The organism is Bifidobacterium sp. W8103 (assembly GCF_016100775.1).
In the GTDB taxonomy this organism is placed as follows: domain Bacteria; phylum Actinomycetota; class Actinomycetes; order Actinomycetales; family Bifidobacteriaceae; genus Bombiscardovia; species Bombiscardovia choladohabitans.
In genome coordinates this window covers 627,702-646,679 of the sequence record NZ_JACFRV010000001.1, presented here as the reverse complement: position 1 = coordinate 646,679, position 18,978 = coordinate 627,702, and the positions used below count along the sequence as shown (strand labels likewise).

Below are 18,978 nucleotides of genomic sequence, written 5' to 3'. Positions count from 1 at the left end.
TGGACGACTGAACCATGAACCGAGGAAGAGGCCGCCCGGAACCTACTACGTCGTTGTTTTGGCCAGAACGTCACGTCAATGTCAAATGTAAGTGTAGTAAAGATAATGTTATTGTACAAGTAGAGACAGGTTCCAAAAGCGGGCCTGGTTATTTGTATATGTACTTGTCATATTGTGGCCGACAGGTTCTTCGAAGCTGCATTTGCAGATGTTGCGGTCGTCTATGCATGTGGCTGAAGGGCCGATGAATGAATAATTCTTCTCTTGTGGATTATTGCCGTGGCTGCACTCGGATTCTCAGTAGATGGCGGCAGAGTTCATGATTCACGGGTCTGTCAAGACCGAGGTTGGTGATAGTGGCAGACACTCGGCCCTTGCCGTCCGGTCCTGGTTTCTCCTCGGCTCGCGATGGCCTTATAGCGGTGACGGGGCTCAGATGGTAGTAGCGGCGGTCTTCCGCCTTCTTTTGATGCATGACGAAAGCGGAATGTTGCGGAGGCCGCCAGTTGCAGGACTCGGTCAGGCGGTTTGAGTGGCCGACTTTCGCATACCTTTCAGGGGGATAATGCCCAGGAACAAGGCCGCAACCATAATCAGGATGCTCAGGCCGAACATGATGAGGTAGCCATGGGGCTGGTCAGCGATGGCGCCCCAGAAGAGAGCGGCGAAGGCCGAGGCCAGGGACCCCACCATCTGGATCCGGGCATAAATGTTGGTGTAGTCACGCGAGCCGAAGACCGCAGTGACCAGGATTGGCGTCTGCACTGTAGTGCAGGCGTAGACCAGGCCGAAGGCGAAGGCCCCCAGCAGGAGGAGTGCGGGCAATCCGGGGAAGGCGACCATGAGGCAGACGCCGAGAATGCCGCCGCCGATGCCGAGGCATAGCCCGCCCACGATGCTGCCGTCGTTGACCATGCCCAGGATGACCTTGCCGATAGCCTGGCCGGCCATGCAGGAGGAGGCGATCAGGCCCGTGTAGGCCGCCATGGATGGCAGGGATGCCGCATAGGAGGGCAGGAATTGGTAGATGGTCTGATTCATGGTTATCAGGCCGCAGAAGAGCGCCAGCGCCCAGAAAGCGGGGGAGCGCAAGGCCTGGGAAGCAGTCATGCCCACGGTCGACGTGGCAGATTCTGGACTTCTTTTGTCCTTGCTTCCGGTGGCTGTGCTGTTGGAGACAGCCTCAGCTGCAGCAGGCTCCTGGTCGGTGGCGCCGTAGGGATGCAGACCCATCTGTTCGGGCGTGCCGCGAATGACGAAAATGGTGAAGGGCAGGGTGACCACCAGAATCAGGATGGCAAAGACCAGGTATCCCCGCCGCCATCCATCAGGGGCGGACCTGATGATCATGGTGCCTATCTGGTTGAAGATCACCCCGCCTATGCCGGTGAAGGCCATGCACAGACCGATGAAGAATCCGACCCGTTTGCGGAACCAGGCGTTGATGAGTGTGGGTACTGACAGATAGAGGATGGGCGGCATACCGATCCCCAGAACCACTCCGCATAGATAGAACTGCCACATGGCGGATGATCGGGACATGCCCAGGCAACCCAGTCCGGCCAGGATGGTGCTCGCCGTCAGGACGATGCGCAGATCGTAGCGGTGCATCAGCCATCCGGCTACGGGCAGGAAGATGACCATGGTGATGCTGAATATGCTGAAATATCCGGTGAATGCGGCCTTGGGAACATGGAAGTAGCTGCTGACAGGAGTGAAGAAGATGCCTGCACAACTGCAGACCAGCGATACCGGGATGGCCGTGAAGACGATGCCCGACAGCACAATCAGGTAGGGATAAACAGCCTGTTTTCGTGATGAGGGCTGTGTCGGTGTCGTCGACATGACTGGGGCCTTCCTCTCGCGGAATCGGGACTAGCCAATTAGTGCTTGGTTTGTATGCTCCCATTGATCTGAGGCTCGTCTGTTCTGAATGTCCACTATGGGAAATTTAAGAACTAATTGTAGTTCAATATTTGACCTTCACCTATCGTTACAATGCAGACTATGAGGTTTTTTGTCGTCGCTGTTGTTGTCTCCTACAACCGCTCCAAACTCCTTCAGGAGTGCCTGGATGGCATAAGTGGCCAGTCCCGCAAGCCGGATCGAGTCCTTGTCGTAGATAACGCAAGTGTGGACGGATCGGTGGATGTGGTCTTGTCACACCCCTTGAAGCCTGACTTGATCCCTTTGCATCACAATATGGGCGGTGCAGGAGGATTCGTGGCTGGCATGGCAGCGGCCCTGGCGAAGATTCCTCCTCAGTCTGAAGCCTACCTGTGGCTGATGGATGACGATGTGGTGCCCCAGCCCAATGCCCTGTCCGGTTTGCTTGATGCTGCCTCCGAGGCTCGAGCCGATAACGGCTCCTGGCCGGCCGTTTTAGGCTCTGAGGCTGTGTGGGTTGACGGCAGGGTGCATGGGATGAACAAGCCCCGTCGGCGTCTGCCGATCAGAAGAGGCAGACCACAGTTGCAGGCCAGCGCCCATGCCTACCAGGTCCGCTCCTTGTCCTTTGTCTCTTGCCTGGTGAACGTCAAGGCCATCCAAGCTGCAGGAACCCTGCCACGGGCCGCCTTCTTCCTTTGGAATGACGACTTCGAATACACCACCAGACTGCTGAAAACGGGTATCGGCTATTACGTTCCCGCCAGTCGGGTATGGCATAAGACCAAGGTCTTTGGCTCCAGTGATGCCGACCCGGGTTCTCGCTTCTTTTACGAGGTGCGCAACAAGATATGGATGTTCCGATTCAGCAGGGGCAATTTCACAACGGTTGAATTTCTGGCACTGCTCCTTGCTACTGGCAGACGGTGGCTTCTTACCTTTATTAGGGCACATGATCGGCGGCAGATCCAGCATTGTTTGTCTCGAGGATTCAAAGCCGGCATGTCTACACACCCTGGCAGCAACCACGACCTGTTTGCCCAGGAGCCCGAGATTCAGGCACTGATAGACCGTGTCGATCAGGGATGGCAGGCGGTAATCCGGTAGAGCTTCGCCCGACCCTGGCTGTCGACCAGTTGTAGGGCTTGCGGAACGGGATGAAGGCCATTGAAGATCTGATGCTGGGGGTCGTTGGCAACGTATGGTCCGCCCATGTCTGCATACCAGTCGATGTGATGATCGGTCAGGATCTTGCATACCTGTGGATCGGAGCCTATGCGCTCAAAGTTTGTGGCCAGGTAGGCATGGTCATGATCCCAGTTCATATTCAGATGAGCGTAGAAGGGTGTGGTGCCACCGACAGCCAACATGTATCCGCTGCCGTTCCATGGATCGGACAGGACTTGTTCGCTGGCCGAAACATGGCGGCCCATTCTCTTCATCAGCAGGAATTCGTCAGTTGACAGCATCGGAGCATCGGCGTTGTTGGCTGCGAAGGCATATGTTGAGCCCAAGGTCTTCTCCATGGAGTCCAATTGCGGATTCACGGCGCAGATCAGAACAGCTACCGTGGCTGTCAACATCATAATTGGCATTGATATCATTTTCTCAGCCTGAGGCGTATACCTTTTCAAGGCTCCTATGCCATGCTCCAAGGCCATGCCCATGATGGGTATGGCTACTACAGGCCAGGCAGAGAACAGTCGGCGTTGATCCTTGTACCACAGGGCTGTAAGGATCTTGGCCCAATCGGCGTGGGTGCCTGCACAGGCGACGAAGACCAGGCCCAGCAGCAGGAAGGAGGACACTAGGAGCATGTCCTTTCGGCTGTGGTGCAGACAGAGGACAATCAGGGCCAGGATCAGGGCCAGGGCCAGGGGCCAGTAGACCGGCAGCCGACGGCTGCCTGAATCAATGGGCTGTCCCAGCAGAAAGCGCACTATGGCGGATGGCAGGTCTTCCGTGGGTTGTGCCGGGCCGCCGTTGAGATGATCCGATATTTTCCGGGCAGGACCACGCAGGTACAGGTTGTGAAAGATTTTGAGGCCTGTAGCCAGTAGGATCAGGAATCCGGCAGCCAACAGCCCGGCGACTAGACGGAAACGGTGCTTGTTGGTTTGGGCCAGTTGCCTTCCTGACCTGATCAGCCAGATGAGAATCACTGGCAGTACAAGAAGAGCGCCGGTCATCATGACCCTGAAATGGCAGAAGGAAACGGCAACGACGCTGAGAAAAATCCAGGCAAGGCCGGCTAGGGATCGGCGGCCTTCCCGCCACCCGTCTGTACACCAGGACCAGGTAAGCGCGACGAAGACGGGCAGTATGACCTGGCCGGCGAACATGGAATACAAGGTGCCCCAATCCAGCAAGAGGAAGGGGAAACCCGCGCAGCATGAGGCGAGTACCGGTGTGAGCAGATCGCTCCAGGCATGTCTGCCCAGCAGGATTCTGATCAGGAAGAGCATGGAGACCGGCCATATCAGAGCAGCAAAGACCAGCCAGGTGCAGGTGACGGCGCTGACTGAGGTGGCAGGTCTGTAGGCCATCGCGCCCATGGCGGCGAACTGCTGAAATGCGATTGGGTATATTTCCCTGATGGGCGGAAGAGCATGCAGTGATGAAGCCTGGCCGGTGAGCACAATTCGTGCCACTACGTTGTAGTGGAAGACCGAGTCGTAATTTTGCGTGACCTGATCAGGCGAAGGTGCGGCGTGTATCAGTCTGATGCCGATGTTGCAAGCAGCCAATGCTGTGCCGATGATTGCCGGAAGTGCCGGAAGGAAGTGCCTCAATCGAGGTTTGGGTTTTCCGCCATGGGTAGTCAGTGCCAAGGATTCTTGGCCAACTCCATTAGAAATAAGAAAATGATTGGAAAGCCGGTGTGTCAGAAGAATGACGGCAATGAGCATTACGGCCGAAAGTCCGTAGGAGCGCCAGCTCCAGGATATGCCGAGCGGCTGGAAGAGCACGCCATCAATGCCGGCCAGTGCGATGGAGGCCACAGGGCCAAGCGCCGCCACGAAGATGGGTTTACGGTTGCCCAGTGCTGCCACCAGCAGGCAGCCGGGTAGATACAGGGCTGCGATGATGAACAGCAAGAGCGGCAAGGATTGTTGCCAGGTCATCAGGGTTGATTGCATGATTCACCTCTTTCGGCTGTCACTCACCGACTTCCCATGGAACCGGTTGAGCAGGGTGGTCATGATGGCATACAGACAGCTGCGCGCTTGGTCGGGCAGCAGACGGTAGCAGGCGCGAATGAGGATGTTTCTTGCATATTGTATGGGGTTGATGAAGCGGTCGTGCAGAAAGTCGGCTTGCAGGCGCAGCTCGTCCCGAAACATGCGTATGCCGCCTCTGCGGTGATACATAGCCGTATCGGATCGGTAGAGAACAAGAGGTTCCTTGATGTTGCCGATATGCTCTCCGGCGACCAGCATGGTTTCCCAAAGACGATAATCTTCGAAGCGCCCGGATTCTTCAGGATAACCGCCAACCTTGCACACGCTTGTCTTGCGAAAGGCCACACTGGGGTGATGCAGCGGGGAATGCAGGGTGGCATATGCCCGAAGTTCGGATCCTCCGCTTGGCAGATAGCGGATCCGTCCGGGAGTGCGTTCGTCATCCGAAAACTCTTGGATGGCGCTGCCCAGGGCGTCTAAACCCGAGGAGGCCAACAGGGGGATGAGAATGCTGAATCTCGATGGGAGGGAGATGTCGTCACTGTCCGCCCGGGCCACCAGTTCGTACTTGCAGGACTTCAACCCGAGATTCAGTGCGTGGGCGAGTCCTCTGTTTGTCGGCAGACGCACGATTGTAAACTCGGGCATTTCCTCGGCCCTGTCGGCCTGAAGCAACTGTCTCTTCAGCTCAGCCGGATACCGATCAACCAGTTGGCCTAGTTCCTTACCCAATGGACCGTCGCCCACAATGACGACCTGATTGGGCATGAGGGTTTGTTCTATAGTGTCGGATTTCAATGCACGGGCAACGAAGGAGGGTGTGTCCCCGGCATAGACCGCCATCAGGAGGGAAAAAGGAGTGCGACTCTTGTTCCTTGCGCTCATGGCAGTGCGGCCGCCTTTCTTCGTGGATTACTGCGTCGATTCTACATGTGCCCGGCCAGTGCAGTCCTGACTGATCTGTCCTTCTCAATAGTTTCAGCCCCATGCCACGCATTTGGTCACGATTGTTGGTTTGGACTTGGCTGTAGCAAGACTTGCACTTCCAGCGACTCGAAGTTGTACCATCAGGCCGATTGAAGATCAAGGAAAGGTGGGACTGTTATGACTGTTGAGAACAAGACAGTGCTTATCACCGGAGCTTCTTCCGGCATAGGGGAGGCCACGGCGAGGCTGTTGGCACAGCGAGGGGCCAAGGTGGTGCTGGGCGCTCGCCGTAAGGATCGGCTGGACACAATTGTCGACGACATCGTTCAGGCTGGTGGCCAGGCGGCCTCCATGGCTTTGGATGTGACCGATCGGCAGGCCAATGAGGACTTCGTGGCTTTCGCCAAGAAGCAGTTCGGCGGAGTGGACGTGGTATTCCTCAATGCCGGGCTCATGCCTAACTCGCCCTTGTCGGCCCTCCATGTGGACGAGTGGGATCGGACCATTGACGTCAACCTCAAAGGCGCACTGTACGGCATTGCTGCGGCCCTGCCGGAGTTCATCGGGCAGCGTCACGGGCAGTTCATTGCCACTTCTTCGGTGGCTGGGCTCAAGGCCTACCCGGAAGGAGCGGTTTACGGAGCAACCAAGTGGGGCCTGCGGGATCTGATGGAGGTGCTCAGGATGGAGTCCGCCCAGGAGGGAACACACATCCGTACCTCTACTATTTACCCTGCGGCCATTAAGACTGAACTGCTGGGGACCATCACAGACAAGCAGACCCTGGCTGATATGAACAAGACCTACGACAGCTACCAGATCGATCCCGAACGGGTGGCACAGGTGGTCGCCTTCGCCATTGATCAGCCCGAGGACACCAATGTATCGGAATTCACCGTAGGCCCCACCATTCAGCCTTGGTGAATTCCGCTGCCGCTGCCCTTAGTCGTCGTTGGAGGAAAGCAGACGAATGCCAGCTTGGGCCATGGCCTTTCGGGCCTCAACGCCCTGATCCTCGCTGACCGGGACAGTCAGATCCTCGAAGACCGTGACCTGGTAACCGAGTTTCGCGGCATCCAGGGCTGTCTCTTTGACGCAGTGGGATTCGGCGATGCCGACAACGTCCACCTGGTCGACGCCAGCTTGTGCCAGGGCGTCGGCCAAGGTGACACTGGATAATCTGGCTGCAGCGAACTCGTCCCTGCTCTGGATCCGATCGGTGTTGTCTTCGATGCCTTCGAATCCGGAGTAGGCGGCAGAATACTGACCTTTTTTGAAGTGATGGGCGATGCCCAGCCCTCGAATCCTGGGGTGCAGCTCCGCCCCGGGTGAGCCGGCTACGCCGTGCTTGGGCCAGGTGTCCACAAAATCCGGGTGATCGGACCAATGGGATCCGGGTTCGATATGCCAATCCTGAGTGGTGGCCATGTAGGCGTAGTCGCCAGCATGGCCGTGGACATAGTCGGCGATTTTACTGGCTGTAGCGTTGCCTCCCTCGACTCCCAGCTCACCTCCTTCGCAGAAAGTCGGTTGAACATCCACGACGATCAAAGCCTTGGACATGGTGATTACTCCCTTGGTCGATGCTGACGTTAGGCAGAGAAAAGACCAGTTGATGTTCCTCGAGCATTCCTCTTAGGTATCAGTCTAATTCTCGCAGAAGCGTCAGTCCTTCCATTTTGTTGCATGTGGACAAATATTGTGGCAAATCAGCATCCTGTGGACAGGATGACAAAGGAGGTGGAAAGGGAGAGTACACGTGTGATTGCGTGAGGCGGTTTCATACGGACTTTTGGGGGGTGCTTGCCTGGTATCCTAATTGCCAGGATTGTACGGGGTTATAGCAGGTGTTGCCAGGGCTGCCTCCTTCCGTACGATGACGGAGCGAGCATCGTTCCGAGGGAGGAGACGCGGGTATGGGAGTCAATGAGTTTGGGCAACCTATAGGGGACGTGATTTCGTTTGCCGGGGCCATGATGCCGGAGCCTGTCAACTTGACTGGCAGGACCGTTCTGGTAGTGCCCTTAAACGACAACCAAGGCGATGCTTTCTATGAGCGGATTTTTGGTCCGGATTGCGACGAATCCATCATGACCTATAGCACTCACGATCTTTTCCCTGACAGGCCATCATTCGACTCAGGGTTCGCATCCATGACTGACAGTCGGGATCCTCTCTTCTTTGCTATTCTCCGCAAGCCGTCTGCACCCGAGTTTGGTGTCGGTCGGTCTGCAGGCCTGAAGGACGCGGATATACGCAAGCATGTGCAGCTTCATGATTTGTCGGACCTGTTGGGCATGTATGCCTTGATGCGCATTCGGGCGGATATGGGAAGCGTCGAGATGGGCCACGTTATCTACACCCGGGAGTTGCAGAGAAGCAGGCAGGCTACCGAAGCCCAGTATCTGATGGCTCGGCATGTCTTCGAGGACTTGGGCTATCGCCGATACGAGTGGAAGTGCGACAGCCTCAACGCGCCCTCCCGGGCGGCTGCGCTGAGGCTGGGATTCAAGGCTGAAGGCCGGTTCAGAAACGATATGGTCTACAAGGGCCGCACTCGGGACACGGATTGGTTTTCCACATTGGATAGTGAATGGCCGGCAGTGAAAGAGCGGTTGGAGACCTGGCTGGATGATGACAATTTCGATCAGGATGGCAGGCAGAGGCGCCGTCTGCAAGATTGCTGAGCTAGCGCTGATCCGAATACAGCCGCTTATGGTTGCACCGCGGCATCCTTGATAAAGCCGAAATAGGCATTCAAGGCTCGGGCTGTGGGAGTGTCATTGCGGTGCATCAGTGCCAGTGGAGCCCCTTCGAACAACACCTTGCCGCCCGCGCTTCCGGCTCCTGGGCCCATATCGATTACCCAGTCGGCCTGAACGATGAAGCGCAGGTTATGTTCAATGGCGATGATAGTGAGTCCTTCGCTTGCGATGAGTTTGCGCAAGAGCGCAATCTGCTGCAGAATATCGGATTCGTGCAGGCCACTGGTGGGCTCATCCAAAATCAGGGTTTCGCGAATCCCCTCCTTGAGCAGCTTGGCCAGCTTGAGGCGTTGCAACTCACCGCCTGAGAGCGTATCGAGGGCCTGCCCAACGGATAGGTAAGACAGACCTACATCCTTCAGGGCCTTCATGGCTGGCCCCAGCACCTCACGATATAGGTGCATGGCCTCGTCGGCAGTCAGTTTCAACACCTGGGCGATGCTGAGACCATGATATCTGGCAGAAAGGGCTTGTACTGAATATCTGGTTCCACGGCAGCTTTCACAGACAGTGCTGGTGTCTCCCATGTAGGCAATATCCAGGGTGACGAACCCCTTGCCCCTGCAGACTGGACAGGCTCCGACAGCGTTGTATGAGAAGAGTGAGGGGGACCTGCCTGTGGCCTTGGCGAAGGCTTTGCGCAGCGGGTCGAAGACGCCCAGGTAGGTCAACAGGTTGGAACGTTCGCTGGTTCTGATCGGCTTCTGATCCAGGAGTATGGCATCATGCTGAGCCATGAAGCCTTCTTTGATCAGGGTACTCTTACCCGAGCCGGCCACTCCGGTCACCACAGTCAACATATGCCTGGGTATCTTGGCATGGGCTTCTCTGACGTTGTGGGCAGTGACCTTGTCTATTGCATAGAAGCCTTGCGAAGGCACCGCCGGTTCGTTTACAGTGCCTGGATCTGACAGAGCTCTGCCAGTGGCTGTGCCGCTTTCCAGCAGAGACTGATAGCTCCCTTCAAAGACGATCCGTCCGCCTTCCTTGCCTGCTCCTGGCCCCATGTCGACGATATGGTCGGCGATGGCGATGAGCTCGGGGTCATGGTCCACGATCACCACCGTATTGCCCTTGTCTCGCAAGCCCTTGAAGATTTTCGTGATCCCGGTCAGGTCCCGGGGGTGCAAGCCCACGCTTGGTTCGTCGAAGATGTAGAGAACGTCATTCAAAGGGCTGTTCAGACAGTTGGCGATTTTCAGGCGCTGCCCCTCTCCTCCGGAAAGCGTAGAGGTGCCGCGCTCCAGGCTCAAGTAGCCCAGCCCAACCGTTATCAGATTGGCTATCTTGCGCTCCAGGTCCTGCAGAATGGTATCAGCCTGATCGTTATGGATCTGCTCCAGCCAGTCCTGCAGGTCAGACACGCTCATGGCTGAGCAATCGGCTATGTTCAGTCCGCCGATCTTTGCTGAGCGGACTTTGGCGTTGACCCTGGCCCCTTGGCAGTCGGGACACTGGGCGATTCGTGTAACTTGCTCGAGCTCATGCTGGTATTTGTCGTTGCTCTGATTCATGAAGGTCTTGGTGATCCGGGGCACCAATCCTTCATATATGGCCGTCTTATGCCAGGCGGGGCCAGGGTGTGCCGGTTTTTGCTTCTTGCCGTAGAGCAGAAAGTCAAGGTCGCCGCTGGCCCACTCCCGTAGGGGCAGATCGTTGTCGAAATAGCCTGAATCCGTGTACCTGGTCAGTCTCCAACCGCACGGCTGGAAGGTTGGAAAGTTGATGGCGCCCTGATTCAGCGAAAGATCCATGTTGATCATGCGCTGCGACTCGGCTGCCAGGGTGGAAAAGACCAGAGACGACTTTCCCGAGCCCGACAGGCCGGTGACCACGGTGATGGCCCGCTTTGGTATGGCCAGCGAGACTTGCTTGAGGTTGTGTGTGGAGGCCCGATCAATAACAATGTACTCGGTCTTCATCGGTCGACTCGCTCCTGGCGCAGCTTGGCGATAAGCCTGTTGGCAAGAGCTGTGAACTCTTCCTGCTCGTCTTCGGACCAGACCTGTCGGGCATCCTCCTCAAGGGTCTTGTGCTGCTGATCGATGATGCCGAGCATGCCCCGACCATCCGGGGTCAGGCTGGTTTCCAGCTCGCGCCGGTCACGAGTATCGGGTGTCTGTCTGATATATCCGAGATCGCGCAACCTGCTCAGGTTCTTGGAGATCTTGGACCGGCTCATGCCGAGCCGTTGGCCAATCTGTGAGGGCGTGGACGCCCCTGTGCGCAGAACGGTGAGGATGTCGAACTGCAGCCAGGTGATGTTCCCCGGGTTGACCCTGTTGCGCTCTGCTACGAATTCGCACTGCAGATACATGAGAGCATCGTGGAGGGAGGACGGCTTATTTAGTTTCATAATAGAAACTAAATCATATTAAAAACTATCTATCTCCCTGATAGTTGGTTATGCTCTGGCTTCGGTATTGTCTGACTGTATCGGACCGATGAAGTCAGGTCTCAGGAGGTTCGATATTCGCCGTGTTTTGTTGAAATGGCACAGGATGTTTCATGGAACGCTTAATTGGACCTTTCTGTTATGCAGAACGACGATGCTGACATCCCAATGCCAGGTAAGCCAGCATGTCCACCGGTCGGAGAGTCTGAGCTATGGCTCTTCTTTTGCTCGAGCCCTCCTCTCCTCGTATTAAAGAAGTTGTTGGATGGGTTTCTGTATTTCTTTGATTTGACAGCTGGGCCTTCTTTGTCAATAATGTAGCATGCTACATTTTAGGGAGGCGGTATCTTTTGGAGCTCTCGGAGAAGCGGCCAGAGGGACTGGTCAAAATAGCCAACACCCTGCTGGAAAAGCACATGAATGAGTGTGTGCGGAGCATCTTTCCCAATCTGACTGGTCCCCAATTTGTCATGGTCTATTACCTGTATGAGCATGAGGGCCTGGAGGTGACGCAGAAGACGGTGGGCGACAGGTTCCGTTTGAGCCATCCTACGGTTCGGGGAGTTGTCAAACGGCTGGTCAAGGCAGGATGGCTGACGGCAAAGCCGCAGAGTGATGACCGACGTCAGATGGTTCTTAAGCTCACCGGGCAGGCGCGGAGCGAGCTTAACGCCCACCAGGTCGAGATCCGGCATGTATTAGAGACCACGGGCAAGCTTGCCTTGAAAGGGTTCGATGAGCAGGAGAGTAGACAGCTGGTGGGCTACCTGGAACGAATCATTAGAAACATGGAATCCTGATCTGCTTTTAGTTGGATCACGCAGGCTTCGGCCCGAGCCGGTGAAGGACGGAGAGGATGCGGTATGAATAAGGATGGCCGCAAGAGGGAAGGCAGCCAAGGCGGGGCTGAGGGAAGTCGCACCGCGATGATGGGCACGCTTTTGGCAGGGGCTTTCCTGGCCTTGATGGCGGAGACCTTCCTTAACAATGCTCTGCCCACCATTATGGCGGAATTCCATGTGTCCCAATCCACTGCTCAGTGGCTGAGCACCTCCTATCTGCTGGTGGTGGGGCTGATGATACCCGTATCGGCTTGGGTGTTTTCCAACTTCCGATCCAAGCACACCTTCATGGCCATGATGGCTATTTTCCTGACCGGCTCCCTGGTCTGTGTCTTCTCCGAAGGGCATTTCCCGCTGCTGTTGGCGGGCAGAATCATCCAGGCCATAGCCGCCGGATCGCTGATGCCTTTCATTCAGAATGTGGTGCTGCTGCTTTTCCCGCCGGATAGGCGCGGTGTGGCCCTGGGCATGGTGGGCCTGGTGGTGGCCTTGGGTCCGACGGTTGGCCCCACGCTCTCGGGGTTTGTTTTGGAGCACTGGTCCTGGAGGGCCTTGTTTGTGCTGCTTGCTGTCTTGAGCGCCGCGATTCTGGTGGCCTCGTTCTTCCTGGTCTATACGGTCAACCACCAGGTGAGAACTCGGCTGGACGTGCCTTCCGTAGTTTATTCCTGCCTGGGCTTCGGGCTCATTCTGTACGCCCTGTCGGCCATTGGGGACGCGGGCGGTGCGTCAGTGCTTGACCTGGGATTGCTACTGGCTGGTGTGCTGGTAGTAATCCTGTTCTGTCGGCGTCAGCTGCATCTGAAGTCTCCGCTGGTGAATTTGCGTGTTTTCATGAATGCCACCTTCAACCTGACCAGTCTGCTGAGCACCCTGAGCAACATTGCCATGGTCGGGGTGGAGCTGGTGCTTCCCCTGTACTTGCAGAATACGCGCGGGTCAAGCGCGCTCACCTCTGGTCTGGTCATGCTGCCGGGAGCCATTGTCATGGGCGTATTCAACCCACTTTCTGGTCTGATCTACCAAAGAATCGGGGCGAGGAGAATCGCCCTTTTGGGATACGCGGTGCTGCTGACCGGAACCTTGCCGATGATATGGTTCGGCACCACTACCAGTCTTATCGTGATCGCCTCCTGTTATGCTCTGCGCTTGGCAGGAGTGGCGCTGGTCATGATGACTACTTTCACCGAGGGCATCAACGCACTGCCTACAGAACTCACGGCCCATGGCAACGCGGCTGCCTCGACTGTCCGCCAGGTCGGCGGTTCACTGGGTACGGCCGTAGCCATGATGATTGTGACCATCGGCACTCAGCGCGGCAGTCTCAGCGGAGCCACGTCAGCCCAGGCACTCGACCAGGGCTACCAATGGGCCTTCATCTTCCTTATGCTCGTAGCCCTAATCGGTCTATGCAGCTCTTTCTTCCTTAAACCGAATAGAACTGCGACTGAGTAAGAGGAAAAATTTTGTGCATTTACTGGATAGTCTCTTTCAGATGCTGTTCGGTTGACTAGCAAGCGGGAAATGCTGCGGACGTAAAACGACTATTGCCCAGGGTGAGGCCATGAATTCGATAGGGAAGGGAAAAGCGCTTCCAAATACGGGGAGCAGGAAGCCTTCGGTGTCGGTGAACAATATGTGTTTGTGGCGGTACTCGATAAATTCATACGAGGGTTGCTGATCGGTGACAACGTGATTCTTCGGTTTTCGAAGGCTGAGAGCCATCGATCGTTGATCGGTGAGTGCCTTACCTCGTCGTGGTTGACCATGATGTGGTAATCGTCGTCGATGGAGATGAGCCCTTGGTCAAAGGCTCGGTCGTGGAAGGCATTGAGCAGCAGGCCGTTCGATGCGGCAGTTTTCTCGGTCGGGGTTGAGGCTTTCCAGGGTTTGATATGGCTGGCAATCAGCATTGAAGGTATCTGCATGCCGGTGATGCAGCATGTGCACTGGTAGTTCAAGAGCAGCGAATTGCGGAAGTAGGACTGGTTGATCCGCTGAATCGTGGTCGCTTCGCGCTCGCCGCCTTCGGGATTGGGCTTGTCAAGCAGGAGCTTTGTTGCGGTTTCGAGCGGGGAATATCGGTCAGAGGCCAACGGTGCTGGGCGGAAGTGTTGTTTGTTGGCTTGCAGGAGTGCGTGTTGGAGCAAATCGAGGCATTCTGCCATGAAGGCATCGGGATTCTCCGCGTACCACTGCCAGACTTGGGAATCCAGCTTACTGCCATGCTTCATGCCCGCCTTGCCTTGGGCCCTCCGATTGACGTCATGGGCTGCGATGTTCCAGATTTTCAAGGCAACAGAGTCCGGAGTGCGATGCAGGAATGACGCCAGACGCTGTACGTCCAGCCCATTGTCGTCACACTCTCTGGGCTCAAGCACCCTGTTGACTGTTTGCAGTCATTCCAACTGCTGTTTTATTCTGACTATATTGCTTTGTTCCTATGCGCACTGTGGAGGGAGAGGGACGGATGACAAGGGAGTTGGAGCTTTCGCCACGGCACGGTGGTGATTTGGTCTCTGTTGAGTATTCGCTGGAGCTTGCTAATGACAAAGGTATAGAGGCTGGATTCAGCGCTGATAAAACGACCGGAGATTTTGGTGATGGAATCTTTGTGGAATCCATTGAAGAAGATGCTGCAAGTGGCCAGGTGCAAGATGACGCGCAGCTTGATTACAAGATCGCTGCGGCTTGTGGAGTGGTCGCGGGTTTATGTGATTCGATTTTTGTTGGCAAGTTCTCTCTGGACAAGGCGAACGAGTGGGGTTCGGAGAAAGTCAATGAATTCGTGGTTTGGGTGGCAAAGCAGCATTCTGGTTTTAAAGGGGAGTCCCTGCGTGATGCCATTCATTTCCTAGAAGATCAATATCCTTTTGTTGGCGACAAGTACACGGCCGAATTTGGCGGCGGTTTGCAACATCATCTCAGAGACTTTTCTCACCACTTCTCCCTTGAAGGATTGGTGTTCTCGATACTCACTCAATTTACGGGAAAGGTATACGGCACCAATCAAAACGGAGATTTCATTGCAGTCCCGGTGGAAGAACGATGGTTTAAGGAAGGTTTGATCGGCGATACCGTCTGCGAAAAGCTGTTCCTAGGCACGGTGCGATGGTTCTTTCACATGGCGTCAGACGCGCCGGGATCAAGTTCGAATCCCGGTGAGGGCACGGGGATACCTGGGCCTTTTCTTTCTATTATTAAGGAATTGTCCGCCTTGCCCGTGTTTAAAAATGCCATGGATTCTGGCATGGGGTTACGGAAACTTCTTTCCAAGATGTTCAATGGGACCTTATTCGCTCAAGTTGACGATGAAGGTCGTAAAGTCCTTCGTAGGTTTAACCTGCGAACCGAAATCGGAATTGTGCATGTACTGGGGCGTCAGGCGCTCCCAGTGTTGCTGAATGAGTGCCTGACACGGGGCTGCTATTTTCTTCATCATCTTTATCTGGAGATGAAAAACAATGAAGTCGACTCTTTGGACGACCTGTCACAGCTGGATATGGGTGTGGTCCTTCCATTCAATAATTCCAGAGTAGTCCGCATGGTATCCATTGCTTCGGCTACCTTTACTGCAGTGGATCTAGCGGATGCTGCTATTCGGGCCGCCTTGGTCGGGATTCTAGTAGGGGGATTCGATGGCAAGCTCTTCCTGCTGAAAATCAACTATGTAGGTGTGACTCGTCTGGTTTTCGCAATAGGTGTGGATGTCAAAACGGTATGGGAACGAAGAGCAAGCCACAGGCAGCGGCGGCAAAACGACGATTCGGCCGGTCGGGTGACAATGGAAATGCTCTCGTTGAAGCCGGAGCATCTGTCTGTATTGTTCTCGATAGAGCGACTCGCGCTTTATGAGGACATAGATCGAAGTAGGGCAGTGGATCGAAGAGAAAAGGAAGAATGGTTTGACAGGTGGTCTGAAAACCTGCCTGATGACTGTGATCTCCTTAATCGCGGGCAAGTGAAAGAGAGAATTGAAGAACTTGTTGCGCGGGACGGGAACACATGGAAAGCCTTGGTTCTGATTGAACTTGCACGGTTCACTCCGTATGACCTATACCGTTTTGAAACGGAGTCAGAGAATCCTGAGGGAGGGCCGGACTCCTCGATCAAGAGAACTAAACGACCAAAATTTGATTCAAAGATTCTCGAAGAATTATGGCGTGACGTAAGCGGCGATTCGGATAAATCCCCTGTGCAGCAGACCGCCAAGGCGCTGAATAGGAATGTCGGCGTATTGAATGGTAGCCGAACCAAAAAAATTGTCGGTGCTGCGGGGACTGCCGCGATTGCGGTTGCTACGGGAGGTGCAGCGTTTACATTAGCGCCAGTCATAGCGCCGTTGTTTGCCGGATCGGCTGTTGCCGGCCTGTCTGGTGCTGCTCTTACCAGTGCGAGCCTTGCAGCGGTTGGCGGTGGTGCATTGGCTGCTGGAGGCTTCGGTATGGCAGGCGGCACAGCCATAATCGCTGGTGGCGGTGCAGTCTTGGGTTTGGTTGGTGGTAGTGGGGTAACTGCTGTTGCTTCGCTTCTCACTGATTCCAAAGGAGCGTTTGCCCTCGACGAATGTTCGAAGCTCCTAACATTTTGCCAATCCGACTTCGCTCAAGCTGATATGAAGCCAGAGACGATTGAACGGATCCGACAGGGTTTGCTCGATCAGATTGAACGAATGGAAATTCAGCAGGAGGTTCTCTCTAGGCGTTCTGAAGATAAGGATTTAGACAAGGCTGAGAAGAAGGAAACCAAGAAAGAGCTCTCCGGTCTTAAGAAGAGCTTGGGGTACATGCGTAACTGCGAAAAGGAATTGGTGAAGCTTATTAATCAGAAAAGTCGTTCAAAGGAGACTGTGACAGTTTCGAAAGGCCATGTTGGGTCGGCCTGATTAATGACGGCGTTGGGATGGGAATCACCCGAGATGAGTGTGCATCGGATTCTGTGCCTTGTCGTATCAGTCGATAGGGATGCGACCAGCCTTTGCCGACTTACTATTACCAATCCTCTTGGGGTCGTGGAGGTGAGTAACAAAAAGGGGTTTTGGAACCCCAAAACCCCTTTTTGGCGGAGGATACGAGATTCGAACTCGTGAGGGCGTGAACCCAACACGCTTTCCAAGCGTGCGCCATAGACCACTAGGCGAATCCTCCAAGGCTGCAATGAACGGGGTCGTAGCCTACGTGACCCTAATCAAGGCAACTAGGAAATAGTAACACAGGGCGGGGATTGCAGGCCAGTCCAGACGTGTCGCCGACAATTCCCGCCCTATTTCTGTATTACTTGATCTGATCCATGGAAAGGCCAAGAGCATCAGCCACGCGCTGGCCGTAGTCGGGGTCAGCCTGGTAGAACTGCTTGGTCTCGAGAACCTGGATCTCCTGGTCATCGACGGATCCCAGGGTGTTCTTGATGGTCTGGATCAGGCGGTCCTTCTCTTCCGGGCTCATCAGCCTGTAGAGACGGCCGGCCGCGGAATAGTAGTCCTTGTTATAGGGGCGGGAGTACTCGGTCTGCCCTTGGACGGCATCGCTGTGCATTTTGGCATCGTTGTCTTCCACGGGGCCGCCCTTGCTGTTGGGCTCGTAGTTGACCGATCCATCCTGACCCTGGGACATGAAACCGTCCCGCTCGTAGTTGTGGACCTCGCTGACCGGGCGGTTGATGGGCAGCTGTTCGTAGTTGGCGCCCAGACGGTAACGTTCGGCGTCCTTGTATCCAAAGAGGCGGCCCTGCAGCAGCTTGTCGGGCGAGGGCTCGATGCCTGGAACGAAGTTGGCGGGGGAGAAGGCGGCTTCCTCCACATCATCAAAGTAGTTGGTCGGGTTGGTATCCAGCACGAACTCGCCTATCTCAATGCGCGGATAGTCCTTCTTGGAGACAACCTTGGTCACGTCGAAGATATCGTCCTTGTAGTCCAGGCCCTCCTGGTAAGGCAGGATCTGCACGCAGACCTTCCACTTGGGGTAGTCGCCCCGGTCGATGGCATCGTAAAGATCGTGCAGAAGGAAGTCCGTGTCCTCGGAGGCGACCTTGGCAGCAGTCTCGTCGGTCATGTTCTTCACGCCCTGCTCGCTCAGGAAGTGGTACTTGACCCAGAACTGCTCGCCTTTCGCGTTGACCCACTTGAAGGTGTGGCTTCCGTAGCCGTTCATGTTCCGGTAGCTGGCAGGGTTGCCCCTGTCACCCATCAGATAGGTGACCTGGTGGACAGACTCAGGGGAGTGCGACCAGAAGTCCCACTGCATCTCCTGGCTGCGCAGGTGGGTGGCCGGGTCGCGCTTCTGCGAGTGGATGAAGTCGGGGAACTTCAGGGGGTCGTTGACGAAGAATACGGGGGTGTTATTGCCCACCACGTCGTAGTTGCCTTCCTGCGTGTAGAAGCGCAGGGCGAAGCCGCGGACGTCGCGCAGGGTGTCGGGATAGCCGGATTCGCCGGCCACCTGGGAGAAGCGCAGCAGGATGGGCGTGGTCTTGCCTGCTCCGTTGAATACGTCGGCCTTGGTGTAGGCGCTCATGTCCTTGGTCAAGGTGAAGGTTCCCTTGGCTCCGGCTCCCTTGGCGTGGACTACGCGCTCTGGTATGCGCTCGCGGTTGAAGTGGGCCAGCTTTTCGAGGAGCTGGTAGTCCTGCATGAGGATGGGCCCCCGGGTGCCCGCCGTCTGACTATGGTTGTTGTCTGCCCAGGGCTGCCCTTCGTTGGTAGTAAGTTTGTCGTTCATGTCTGCTCGATTCCTCTGACCTCTATGTTTTTCGCGATTGACAGTCCCAAGCTGGCCAGGTCTGCGACCCAGCTCCTGGTTGACCACTCGATCGCTGATGGCAGGACTCTTGACAAAATCCTGCTATTCTCCACCGTATCTGACAGGGGATGGAGTTGGTGGATATGCGCGCTGAGCGAGAGTCAGATATCTCACTAATTGAGCAAGATGCTCATGACGACGAAGAGTGATGTGTCTGTTGCGGGCGGAATTTCAAGAGAGCCG

At 55.7% G+C, this 18,978-nt stretch carries 14 protein-coding genes and 1 tRNA gene; 6 read left to right on the top strand and 9 right to left on the bottom strand.

Annotation, left to right across the window (positions count from 1 at the left end):
• Nucleotides 1-519: 519 nt before the first annotated feature.
• Entirely contained in the window at nucleotides 520-1,845 is a 1,326-nt protein-coding gene (locus H3U90_RS02485) for an MFS transporter (protein WP_198176901.1), read from the bottom strand.
• 153 nt (nucleotides 1,846-1,998) lie between these two features.
• Between H3U90_RS02485 and H3U90_RS02480 the strand changes: the two genes are divergently transcribed.
• Nucleotides 1,999-2,994: a glycosyltransferase gene (locus tag H3U90_RS02480; protein ID WP_198176900.1), complete on the top strand. Its 996-nt coding sequence runs from the start codon at nucleotides 1,999-2,001 to the stop codon at nucleotides 2,992-2,994.
• On the opposite strand, the gene H3U90_RS02475 is transcribed toward H3U90_RS02480, so the two are convergent.
• Nucleotides 2,967-5,012, bottom strand: coding sequence for a DUF6541 family protein (locus tag H3U90_RS02475; RefSeq protein WP_198176899.1), 2,046 nt, complete (start codon nucleotides 5,010-5,012; stop codon nucleotides 2,967-2,969). The genes H3U90_RS02480 and H3U90_RS02475 overlap by 28 nt on opposite strands.
• 18 nt (nucleotides 5,013-5,030) lie before the next feature.
• Complete coding sequence (locus H3U90_RS02470) at nucleotides 5,031-5,954, bottom strand: glycosyltransferase (protein WP_198176898.1); 924 nt, start codon at nucleotides 5,952-5,954, stop codon at nucleotides 5,031-5,033.
• A gap of 219 nt (nucleotides 5,955-6,173) precedes the next feature.
• On the opposite strand from H3U90_RS02470, the gene H3U90_RS02465 reads away from it, so the two are divergent.
• The gene (locus H3U90_RS02465) at nucleotides 6,174-6,920 is read left to right on the top strand and encodes an SDR family oxidoreductase (protein ID WP_198176897.1); all 747 of its coding nucleotides are present in this window, start codon (nucleotides 6,174-6,176) and stop codon (nucleotides 6,918-6,920) included.
• An 18-nt stretch (nucleotides 6,921-6,938) separates the two neighbouring features.
• Here the strand turns inward: H3U90_RS02465 and H3U90_RS02460 are convergent, their stop codons facing one another.
• Entirely contained in the window at nucleotides 6,939-7,559 is a 621-nt protein-coding gene (locus H3U90_RS02460) for an isochorismatase family protein (protein ID WP_198176896.1), read from the bottom strand.
• A 590-nt stretch (nucleotides 7,560-8,149) separates the two neighbouring features.
• On the opposite strand from H3U90_RS02460, the gene H3U90_RS02455 reads away from it, so the two are divergent.
• Nucleotides 8,150-8,683 carry a GNAT family N-acetyltransferase gene (locus H3U90_RS02455; protein ID WP_198176895.1) on the top strand — a complete coding sequence of 178 codons (534 nt, stop codon included), beginning with the start codon at nucleotides 8,150-8,152 and terminating at the stop codon, nucleotides 8,681-8,683.
• A gap of 26 nt (nucleotides 8,684-8,709) precedes the next feature.
• Here the strand turns inward: H3U90_RS02455 and H3U90_RS02450 are convergent, their stop codons facing one another.
• Nucleotides 8,710-10,683, bottom strand: coding sequence for an ATP-binding cassette domain-containing protein (locus H3U90_RS02450; protein ID WP_198176894.1), 1,974 nt, complete (start codon nucleotides 10,681-10,683; stop codon nucleotides 8,710-8,712).
• Complete coding sequence (locus H3U90_RS02445) at nucleotides 10,680-11,117, bottom strand: MarR family winged helix-turn-helix transcriptional regulator (RefSeq protein WP_198176893.1); 438 nt, start codon at nucleotides 11,115-11,117, stop codon at nucleotides 10,680-10,682. Before H3U90_RS02445 ends, H3U90_RS02450 begins: the two co-directional genes overlap by 4 nt.
• Nucleotides 11,118-11,506: 389 nt before the next feature.
• On the opposite strand from H3U90_RS02445, the gene H3U90_RS02440 reads away from it, so the two are divergent.
• Together H3U90_RS02440 and H3U90_RS02435 are read left to right on the top strand one after the other, a co-directional pair.
• Nucleotides 11,507-11,956, top strand: a complete 450-nt coding sequence (locus tag H3U90_RS02440; RefSeq protein ID WP_198176892.1) for a MarR family winged helix-turn-helix transcriptional regulator — start codon at nucleotides 11,507-11,509, stop codon at nucleotides 11,954-11,956.
• Between the two features lie 63 nt (nucleotides 11,957-12,019).
• The gene (locus H3U90_RS02435; RefSeq protein WP_198176891.1) at nucleotides 12,020-13,453 is read left to right on the top strand and encodes an MDR family MFS transporter; all 1,434 of its coding nucleotides are present in this window, start codon (nucleotides 12,020-12,022) and stop codon (nucleotides 13,451-13,453) included.
• Between the two features lie 89 nt (nucleotides 13,454-13,542).
• Here the strand turns inward: H3U90_RS02435 and H3U90_RS02430 are convergent, their stop codons facing one another.
• The gene (locus H3U90_RS02430) at nucleotides 13,543-14,232 is read right to left on the bottom strand and encodes an HNH endonuclease (RefSeq protein ID WP_232340507.1); all 690 of its coding nucleotides are present in this window, start codon (nucleotides 14,230-14,232) and stop codon (nucleotides 13,543-13,545) included.
• Nucleotides 14,233-14,441: 209 nt separating this feature from the next.
• Here H3U90_RS02430 and H3U90_RS02425 point away from each other — a divergent pair, with 209 nt between their 5' ends.
• Nucleotides 14,442-16,883, top strand: a complete 2,442-nt coding sequence (locus tag H3U90_RS02425) for a hypothetical protein (RefSeq protein WP_198176890.1) — start codon at nucleotides 14,442-14,444, stop codon at nucleotides 16,881-16,883.
• 174 nt (nucleotides 16,884-17,057) lie between these two features.
• Here H3U90_RS02425 and H3U90_RS02420 read toward each other — a convergent pair.
• Nucleotides 17,058-17,145: transfer RNA gene (locus tag H3U90_RS02420), tRNA-Ser, on the bottom strand.
• Between the two features lie 126 nt (nucleotides 17,146-17,271).
• Nucleotides 17,272-18,714 (bottom strand): catalase, encoded by a 1,443-nt coding sequence (locus H3U90_RS02415; RefSeq protein ID WP_198176889.1) that lies wholly within the window; start codon nucleotides 18,712-18,714, stop codon nucleotides 17,272-17,274.
• Between the last annotated feature and the right edge of the window lie 264 nt (nucleotides 18,715-18,978).

Excerpts from the sequence above, each read along its gene's own strand:
- H3U90_RS02485 (WP_198176901.1), bottom strand. The coding sequence starts at position 1,845 with ATGTCGACGACACCGACACAGCCCTCATCACGAAAACAGGCTGTTTAT.
- H3U90_RS02480 (WP_198176900.1), top strand. The coding sequence starts at position 1,999 with ATGCAGACTATGAGGTTTTTTGTCGTCGCTGTTGTTGTCTCCTACAAC.
- H3U90_RS02475 (WP_198176899.1), bottom strand. The coding sequence starts at position 5,012 with ATGACCTGGCAACAATCCTTGCCGCTCTTGCTGTTCATCATCGCAGCC.
- H3U90_RS02470 (WP_198176898.1), bottom strand. The coding sequence starts at position 5,954 with ATGAGCGCAAGGAACAAGAGTCGCACTCCTTTTTCCCTCCTGATGGCG.
- H3U90_RS02465 (WP_198176897.1), top strand. The coding sequence starts at position 6,174 with ATGACTGTTGAGAACAAGACAGTGCTTATCACCGGAGCTTCTTCCGGC.
- H3U90_RS02460 (WP_198176896.1), bottom strand. The coding sequence starts at position 7,559 with ATGTCCAAGGCTTTGATCGTCGTGGATGTTCAACCGACTTTCTGCGAA.
- H3U90_RS02455 (WP_198176895.1), top strand. The coding sequence starts at position 8,150 with ATGACTGACAGTCGGGATCCTCTCTTCTTTGCTATTCTCCGCAAGCCG.
- H3U90_RS02450 (WP_198176894.1), bottom strand. The coding sequence starts at position 10,683 with ATGAAGACCGAGTACATTGTTATTGATCGGGCCTCCACACACAACCTC.
- H3U90_RS02445 (WP_198176893.1), bottom strand. The coding sequence starts at position 11,117 with ATGAAACTAAATAAGCCGTCCTCCCTCCACGATGCTCTCATGTATCTG.
- H3U90_RS02435 (WP_198176891.1), top strand. The coding sequence starts at position 12,020 with ATGAATAAGGATGGCCGCAAGAGGGAAGGCAGCCAAGGCGGGGCTGAG.
- H3U90_RS02430 (WP_232340507.1), bottom strand. The coding sequence starts at position 14,232 with ATGAAGCATGGCAGTAAGCTGGATTCCCAAGTCTGGCAGTGGTACGCG.
- H3U90_RS02425 (WP_198176890.1), top strand. The coding sequence starts at position 14,442 with ATGCGCACTGTGGAGGGAGAGGGACGGATGACAAGGGAGTTGGAGCTT.
- H3U90_RS02415 (WP_198176889.1), bottom strand. The coding sequence starts at position 18,714 with ATGAACGACAAACTTACTACCAACGAAGGGCAGCCCTGGGCAGACAAC.